Origin of the sequence: Mycolicibacterium flavescens (genome assembly GCF_001722335.1) — a bacterium.
Taxonomy (GTDB): domain Bacteria; phylum Actinomycetota; class Actinomycetes; order Mycobacteriales; family Mycobacteriaceae; genus Mycobacterium; species Mycobacterium flavescens.
Window position 1 is genome coordinate 189,532 of sequence record NZ_MIHA01000012.1, and the last position, 6,544, is coordinate 196,075.

General features: G+C 69.5%; 8 protein-coding genes and 1 pseudogene. 4 read left to right on the forward strand and 5 right to left on the reverse strand.

All coding sequences use genetic code 11. The features are described 5' to 3' along the window. The first annotated feature begins 314 nt into the window (after positions 1-314). A complete protein-coding gene (locus BHQ18_RS17460) occupies positions 315-551 on the forward strand; it encodes a hypothetical protein (protein ID WP_165614569.1) in 237 nt (78 codons plus the stop codon). Positions 552-555: 4 nt separating this feature from the next. On the opposite strand, the gene BHQ18_RS17465 is transcribed toward BHQ18_RS17460, so the two are convergent. Genes BHQ18_RS17465 through BHQ18_RS17475 form a run of 3 tightly spaced genes read right to left on the reverse strand, consistent with a single transcriptional unit; the run spans position 556 to position 2,914 of the window. Next, positions 556-1,110: a M15 family metallopeptidase gene (locus BHQ18_RS17465; RefSeq protein ID WP_069414887.1), complete on the reverse strand. Its 555-nt coding sequence runs from the start codon at positions 1,108-1,110 to the stop codon at positions 556-558. Positions 1,111-1,166: 56 nt separating this feature from the next. Further along, on the reverse strand, positions 1,167-1,517 hold the full coding sequence (locus BHQ18_RS17470) for a VOC family protein (protein ID WP_069414888.1): 351 nt from the start codon (positions 1,515-1,517) through the stop codon (positions 1,167-1,169). Then, positions 1,514-2,914: an acyl-CoA synthetase gene (locus tag BHQ18_RS17475; protein ID WP_069414889.1), complete on the reverse strand. Its 1,401-nt coding sequence runs from the start codon at positions 2,912-2,914 to the stop codon at positions 1,514-1,516. Before BHQ18_RS17475 ends, BHQ18_RS17470 begins: the two co-directional genes overlap by 4 nt. A gap of 44 nt (positions 2,915-2,958) precedes the next feature. Between BHQ18_RS17475 and BHQ18_RS17480 the strand changes: the two genes are divergently transcribed. Both BHQ18_RS17480 and BHQ18_RS17485 read left to right on the forward strand, forming a co-directional pair. Continuing rightward, positions 2,959-3,495 carry an NUDIX domain-containing protein gene (locus tag BHQ18_RS17480; RefSeq protein ID WP_069414890.1) on the forward strand — a complete coding sequence of 179 codons (537 nt, stop codon included), beginning with the start codon at positions 2,959-2,961 and terminating at the stop codon, positions 3,493-3,495. Between the two features lie 118 nt (positions 3,496-3,613). After that, entirely contained in the window at positions 3,614-4,117 is a 504-nt protein-coding gene (locus tag BHQ18_RS17485) for an Rv2253 family sensor-like surface protein (protein WP_205866130.1), read from the forward strand. Here BHQ18_RS17485 and BHQ18_RS17490 read toward each other — a convergent pair. Together BHQ18_RS17490 and pruA are read right to left on the reverse strand one after the other, a co-directional pair. Next, on the reverse strand, positions 4,114-5,076 hold the full coding sequence (locus BHQ18_RS17490) for a proline dehydrogenase family protein (RefSeq protein WP_069414891.1): 963 nt from the start codon (positions 5,074-5,076) through the stop codon (positions 4,114-4,116). The two genes, BHQ18_RS17485 and BHQ18_RS17490, sit on opposite strands and share 4 nt — an antisense overlap. After that, the gene (pruA, locus tag BHQ18_RS17495; protein WP_411550520.1) at positions 5,073-6,455 is read right to left on the reverse strand and encodes an L-glutamate gamma-semialdehyde dehydrogenase; all 1,383 of its coding nucleotides are present in this window, start codon (positions 6,453-6,455) and stop codon (positions 5,073-5,075) included. Before pruA ends, BHQ18_RS17490 begins: the two co-directional genes overlap by 4 nt. On the opposite strand from pruA, the pseudogene BHQ18_RS29165 reads away from it, so the two are divergent. Further along, positions 6,412-6,544 (forward strand): annotated as a pseudogene (locus BHQ18_RS29165) (thiamine pyrophosphate-dependent enzyme); the annotation flags it as partial. The gene pruA and the pseudogene BHQ18_RS29165 sit on opposite strands and share 44 nt — an antisense overlap.

The following is a 6,544-nucleotide window of genomic DNA, read 5'->3' on the forward strand; positions in this document are numbered from 1 at the left end:
CTCTTGGCAACGCGGCCGTGCTCAGGCGCCCAGATCAGTCCCTTTTCAAAGCGGAGTCGCTCGCGATTCATATCGAACAGTATGGACCAGGTCCAGGAGCGCGGCGTCGAGAACCCAGACCGCACCTACGCCGTCGGCTGGGACACCACTTTGACGGTTTCCGTCGGCAACGGCCTGCGCGACCCGAAGAACAACGGCTGGAGTGTGCATCTGGAACAGAAGCCGGCCAACGGAACCCTGCAGTTGAACACCGCGGGTCGTTCACCTACGTCCCGAACAAGGGCTTCGTCGGGCAGGACACATTCGTGTACTTCGTGTCCTCACCCCGCCAGGACGACGGACCGCTCGTTGCGGTCATCAACGTGGTCGACGGCGACGTGCCGGGCCCGCAGGAGCCCGAAGTACCGGTCGAGGCACCGAGTTACGGCGTCACGATCGCGTTGAGTTCCGCGCTCGGTGCATGCTGGAACGACTGGATGCCATGGCAGAACGGACCGGGTACGGGCAGCCTGTCGTGCCCGTACCCGCAGGCGCACCGCGAATCGATCTGAGCGCTCAACCGGTGGCGTTCGGCTTGAGCGGCGGACAGCGTCCGTCGACGGCGACGAGTTCGAAGTGCCAGATCTCGTTGGCGAAGATCTGACATAGCCCGAACTTGCGGCCGTTGGCGATCAGCCATCGGTCCGCCGCGACCGGTGCGATGTCGACCGCTTTGCCGGTGACGTGGTTCGACGTCTGCGGTGAGGCAACGAATTTCCTTGCCGCCTCGATACTTCCGTAGCTGCGAACACCGTCCTCGAAGAGCCGCCGCTGGAAACCGATCGTCCGCCATCCCGAGTTGATCCGCATGTCGACGCCGTCCGCGGCGGCCGCCTTCGCGGCGTCCTGCACCGCCGCGAGCAGGTCCGGGTCGAGCCAACCGACGATCGGGTTCGACACGTCGAACGGGCTCAGCGTCGTGCCGTCGGGCAGCCAACCGCCGAGGGTGTCCTGGGCGGCCGGCCCGATGCGCAGCGGCTCCTGACCGGCGGCCGAGGTCGACGGCGGCGGAGCTTCAGGCGGGGCGCAGGCGCCGATCACGCACGCTGACACCGCCACGAGCGTGCACAAAGTCAGGATTCTGCGCGGCGTGTCGTGTACAAGCGCGCACGCTCGCCGCAACGGGGTCAATCTTCTGCGGCGAGGATGCAGAATTCGTTGCCCTCCGGATCGGCGAGCACCACCCAACTCGGCTCGCCCTGGCCGATGTCGATGCGCCTGGCGCCGAGGCCGATCACCCGCTCGACCTCGGCCCGTTGATCGTCGGGCCGAAAGTCGAAGTGGATGCGGTTCTTGACCACCTTGTCGTCGGGGACCGCGAGGAACAGCCAGTTCGGCCCGGCGCCCGGCGGCGCGTGCAGCACGACGTCCCCGTCGTCGTCGATGTCGCGCGGCCAGCCCAGCACCCGCGACCACCAGTCACCCAGCGCGGTCGCGTCGTGGGCGTCGATGCAGATCTCGTCGAACGTCAGCGTCATTGCGCCAGCTCCTTTTTGAGCACCTTACCCATCGCGTTGCGCGGCAGCGCGTCGACGATGCGCACTTCCCGCGGCCGCTTGTGGATCGAAAGCTCCTGGGCGACATAATTGATCAGTGCATCGCGGTCGGCGTCGCCGACGATGAACGCGACAATCCGCTGCCCCAGGTCGTCGTCGGGCAGTCCGACCACCGCGGCTTCGCGCACACCCGGGTGCCCGAGCAGCGCCGTTTCGATCTCGCCCGCACCGACCCGGAAGCCTCCGGTCTTGATCAGGTCGACCGACTCGCGGCCGACGATGCGGTGCATACCGTCGCCGTCGATCACCGCGACGTCGCCGGTGCGGTACCAGCCGTCAGCTCCGAGCACCTCGGCTGTCGCGTCGGGCCGGTTGAGGTAGCCGTCGAACAGCGTGGGCCCCTGAACCTGCAGTCGCCCAATGGTTTCCCCGTCATGGACGACGTCGCCGCCGGACTCGTCGACGAGCCTGGTCTGCACACCGGCCACCGGCAGACCCACCCAGCCGGGGCGGCGCTCACCGTCGACGCGGGTGCTGACCGTGATCAGTGATTCAGTCGATCCGTACCGTTCGATCGGGCGGTGTCCCGTCACGGCGACGAGCTTGTCGAACACCGGGACCGGTAGCGGCGCGCTGCCCGAGACCAGCAGCCGCGCCGACGCGAGCGCCCACGCCGACGCGCGGTCGTCGGCCACCCGCGACCACACCGTCGGAACGCCGAAGTACAGCGAACCACCGGCCGCCGCGTAGCCCTCCGGTGTCGGTTTTCCGGTGTGCACGAACCGGTTTCCGATCCGCAGCGAACCGAGCAGGCCCAGCACCAGGCCGTGCACGTGGTACAGCGGTAGCCCGTGCACCAGCGTGTCGTCAGGGGACCACTGCCAGGCCTCGGCGAGCGCGTCGATGTCGGCGGCGATGGCCGCCCGGCTCACCACGACGCCCTTGGGCGCGCCGGTCGTGCCGGAGGTGTAGATGATCAAGGCCGGTGCGTCGGCGGGCGGTTCGGCGTATCGGTGCCAGGACCGCGCGTGCACGCGGACGGGCACGTGCGGCAGGCCTTCGGTCTCGGCCGGTTGGTCGCCCAGCCACGCCTGCGCCCCGGAGTCGGTGAGGATGTGCCTGCGCTCGGCGGTCCCGACGTCGGCGGGCACCGGGACGACGGGCACCCCGGCGATCAGGCAGCCCGTCACCGCGAGCACGGTCGCCACGGTCGGCGTGGCCAGCACCGCGACCCGGCCGGCCCCGGCCACCCGCTCGGCCACCGAGGTCGCCGCGCCCACCAGGTCGCTGCGCGAGAGCACCGCACCGTCGATGCGCACCGCGTCGCCGATGTCGGCGCCGCCGGCGACCGCGGCGGGGTTCAACGAAGCCAGCAACATAATCAGCGAGGTTACCCACACGGGGGTCGGCGATACTTGGGCGCGTGACCCAAATTGAGCGGCTCGCCTCGCGCGAGGTCTACCGGAACCCGTGGATGGCGCTGCGTGAGGACGACATCCGCCGCCCCGACGGCAGCGGCGGTGTCTACGCGGTCGTCGAGAAGCCCACCTATGCGCTGGTGATCGCCATCGACGGGGACCGGATCGCGCTGGTCGAGCAGTACCGCTACCCGATCGGCCTGCGGCGATGGGAGTTCCCGCAGGGCACCGCCCCCGGTGCCCGCGAACTCGACCCGGCCGAGCTCGCGGCGCAGGAGCTGCGGGAGGAGACCGGGCTGCGGGCCGCGCACCTGGAGCGGCTCGGTCAGCTCGACGTGGCCCCCGGGATGAGCAGCCAGCGCGGTTGGGTGTTCCTCGCGACCGGTATCACCGAGGGTGAACACGAGCGCGAGCACGAGGAGCAGGACATGCACAGCGCCTGGTTCGCCCGCGCCGAGGTGGAGCAGATGATGCGCGACGGGGTCATCACCGACGCCCAGTCGATCGCCGCCTGGGCGCTGCTGCTGTTGGCGGGTCGCTGACGCCGCAGTGAGTTTCGCTACACCACTCGTTCACCGATACGAATCCGTGATGGTCTCGTAGCCTGCGGCAAACCGTGTCGTGACGGTTTTGACGGTTCGGCCAAATACGCTGCGGGGCATGTATGTCCGCCGTCTGACCTGCGCGCTGCTGGGTGCAGCTTGCGCCGTGGCGGCCGGCTTGGTGGCGGCGCCGACGGCGGGTGCGGCGAACCCGACGTGGAACGGGCGTTACCAGATCATCACCTACGCGTCGGACAAGATGGGCACCAGCATCGCCGCCGCCCAGGCCGAACCCGACTTCAGCGCCCAGTACACCTTGGCCACGGACTGTTCGACCGGACTGTGCGTGGCGACCGTCGTCGAGGGGCCCGCACCCACCAACCCGACGATCCCCCAGCCCGTGCGCTACACCTGGGACGGGGCCCGGTGGCAGTACGCCTACAACTGGCAGTGGGAGTGCTTCCGCGGTGACGGGGTGCCCAGCGAATACGCCCCGGCCCGGTCGCGGGTGTTCTACGCCCCCGACATCGACGGCACGCTGTTCGGCACCTGGCGCACCGAGATCCTGGCCGGCGCGTGCCGCGGCACCGTGGTGATGCCGGTCGGCGCCCGCCCGGTCTAACGCTCCGGCCGGTCCAGCAGCGCCCGCAGGAAGAACGTCAGGTTCGCGGGCCGCTCGGCCAGCCTGCGCACCAGGTACCCGTACCACTGGGTGCCGAACGGAACGTAGACCCGCACCGCACCGCCCGCGTCGGCCAGCCTGCGCTGTTCGGCATCGCGGATGCCGTAGAGCATCTGGTACTCGTAATCGCCGGCGCCGCGCTGGAATTCCGCCGCCATCGCCGGGACGGCTGCCAGGATCGCCGGGTCGTGCGAGGCGACCATCGGGTAGCCCCGGCCGGCCATCAGCACCCGCAGACACCGCAGGTACGAATCGGTGACTTCGGCGGGCTCGCGGAACGCCACCGAAGCGGGTTCGTCGTAGGCGCCCTTGCACAGTCGGATCCGGGTACCGCTGAACTCCGAGCAGTCCGCCGCGGTGCGCTTGAGGTAGGCCTGCAATACCGTTGCCACCCAGTCGAAGTCGGCATGCAGTTCGCGCACGATCGACAGCGTCGAGTCGGTGGTGGTGTGGTCTTCGGCGTCCACCGTCACCCAGATGTGCGCACGCTGCGCCCGCTCGCAGATGGCGCGGGCGTTGTCCAGTGCGATCTTCTCCCCGTCGCGGCCCAGCGCCTGCCCGAGCGCGGACAGCTTCACCGACACCTCCAGCGCGGGCACGTCGGCCGCCTCCTCGCCGCGCCGGGCCAGCCCGGCGAGCAGCTCGACGTAGGTGTCGACGTTGCGGTTGGCGGTGTCGATATCGGCGACATCTTCACCGAGAACGTCGACCGACACCAGACGGTACGAATCACGCAGCCGGGCGACGGCGTCCAGTGCGTCGGGCACCGTCTCGCCCGGAACGAAGCGGTGCACCACCTCCCGGGTCAGCGGCAGCCGCTCGGCGGCGCGGCGCAGACCGTCGCGCCGGCTCGCGGCCAGGATCACCGGCCGGGCCACCCGCGCGAAAACCCCGCTCATCGCGCCATGTGCGGGTAGGTGTGGTCGGTGGCCGGCACGAAGGTCTCTTTGATCGAGCGCGCCGACGTCCACCGCAGCAGGTTCAGCGCCGACCCGGCCTTGTCGTTGGTACCCGAGGCGCGCGATCCGCCGAACGGTTGCTGTCCGACGACGGCCCCGGTCGGCTTGTCGTTGACGTAGAAGTTGCCGGCGGCGTGACGCAACCGGCGTTCGGCGGTGAGCACGGCCGCGCGGTCGTCGGCGATCACCGCTCCGGTCAGCCCGTACGCGGCGCCGGCGTCGACGGTGTCGAGGATGCGGTCGTACTCGTCGTCGGGATAGACGTGCACGGCCAGGATCGGCCCGAAGTACTCGGTTCGGAACGCCTCGTCGCCGGGGTCGTCGGACAGCAGGACGGTCGGACGGACGAAATAGCCCTCACTGTCGTCGTATTCGCCGCCGACGGCGATTGTGACGTTGGCGTTCTTGGCGCGTTCGATCGCGTCGACGTTCTTGGCGAACGCGCGGGCGTCGATGAGCGCGCCGCCGAAGTTGGACAGATGGGCGACGTCGCCGTAGGTCAGTGACTCGGCGGCAGAGAGGAAGTCGTCGCCCATCTGCTGCCACACCGACCGGGCGATGAACGCGCGGGAGGCCGCCGAGCACTTCTGGCCCTGGTAGTCGAATGCGCCGCGGATCAGCGCGGTGCGCAGCACGTCGGGCTGGGCGCTGGCGTGCGCGACGACGAAGTCCTTGCCGCCGGTCTCGCCGACCAGGCGCGGATAGGTGTGGTAGCGCTCGATGTTCGCGCCGACCTCCCGCCAGAGGTACTGGAACGTCTTGGTCGACCCGGTGAAATGGATTCCGGCCAGCCGCGGATCCGCCAGCGCGACTTCCGAGACCGCGACACCGTCGCCGGTGAGCAGGTTGATCACACCGGGCGGCAGGCCCGCCTCTTCGAGCAGCTGCATGGTCAGGTACGCCGCGAATGTCTGGGTGGGCGACGGCTTCCAGATCACGGTGTTGCCCATCAACGCCGGAGCGGTCGGCAGGTTCCCGGCGATCGCGGTGAAGTTGAACGGCGTGACCGCGTAGACGAATCCCTCCAGCGGCCGGTAGTCGGTGCGGTTCCACACCCCGCGCACACTGCGCGGCTGCTGGGCCAGGATGCCGCGCGCGAACGCGACGTTGAATCGCCAGAAGTCGATCAGCTCGCAGGCGGCGTCGATCTCGGCCTGATACGCCGATTTGGACTGGCCGAGCATCGTTGCCGCGCAGAGCTTCTCCCGCCACGGTCCGGCCAGCAGGTCGGCGGCCCGCAGGAACACCGCGGCGCGTTCGTCGAACGGGGTGGCCTCCCATATGCTGCTGACCAGTGACTCGGCGTTCCTGTTCCACATCGCCGAGCTCGAGACCGCGGTCCGGGAGAACCTGCCGCTGGTGTGCGTGGTCGGCGTGGACCACCAGTGGGGACTGGAGGTCGGCGTGT

Excerpts from the sequence above, each read along its gene's own strand:
- BHQ18_RS17490 (WP_069414891.1), bottom strand. The coding sequence starts at position 5,076 with ATGAGCGGGGTTTTCGCGCGGGTGGCCCGGCCGGTGATCCTGGCCGCG.
- BHQ18_RS17485 (WP_205866130.1), top strand. The coding sequence starts at position 3,614 with ATGTATGTCCGCCGTCTGACCTGCGCGCTGCTGGGTGCAGCTTGCGCC.
- pruA (WP_411550520.1), bottom strand. The coding sequence starts at position 6,455 with ATGTGGAACAGGAACGCCGAGTCACTGGTCAGCAGCATATGGGAGGCC.
- BHQ18_RS17475 (WP_069414889.1), bottom strand. The coding sequence starts at position 2,914 with ATGTTGCTGGCTTCGTTGAACCCCGCCGCGGTCGCCGGCGGCGCCGAC.
- BHQ18_RS17470 (WP_069414888.1), bottom strand. The coding sequence starts at position 1,517 with ATGACGCTGACGTTCGACGAGATCTGCATCGACGCCCACGACGCGACC.